This is a genomic window from Deinococcus rhizophilus, from assembly GCF_030271215.1.
GTDB classification, from domain to species: Bacteria; Deinococcota; Deinococci; order Deinococcales; family Deinococcaceae; genus Deinococcus; species Deinococcus rhizophilus.
Genome location: NZ_JASNGB010000436.1, coordinates 1 through 335 on the forward strand (window position 1 = coordinate 1; position 335 = coordinate 335).

A 335-nucleotide genomic window follows, 5' to 3' on the forward strand; every position below is an offset into this window, starting at 1 on the left:
AAGCGGCGCTGCTGGCCCTGGCCGCCGCCGCGACCGGGCAGCGCCCGCGTGACTGGTCGCCCGACTTGCTCGCGGCACTGCGAGACCCCCTGCACGCGCCCCTCTTCGACGCCTCGGCCCGGCAGTATCAGGCGCAGGCCGCCGCCGACCGGGGCGATCTGGAGGAGGCCGCGCGGCACCTGCAAGAAGCCCTGGACCTGACCGAGGGCCAGCCGCCCCTCCTGCGGGCCGGATTCCTGGCCGAGCAGGCCTACGTCGCGGCCCGCCGGGGCGACGCCGCCACCGCCCGCGCTGCCCTCAGCGCCGTGCCCGCCACCCCCCTGCTCCCGGACAGC

The 335-nt window shown here is 78.5% G+C and carries 1 protein-coding gene; it reads left to right on the plus strand.

Annotation, left to right across the window (positions count from 1 at the left end; genetic code table 11):
- Nucleotides 1-335: hypothetical protein (locus tag QOL99_RS17730; RefSeq protein ID WP_285525714.1), on the plus strand; the 335-nt coding region annotated here is incomplete at both ends.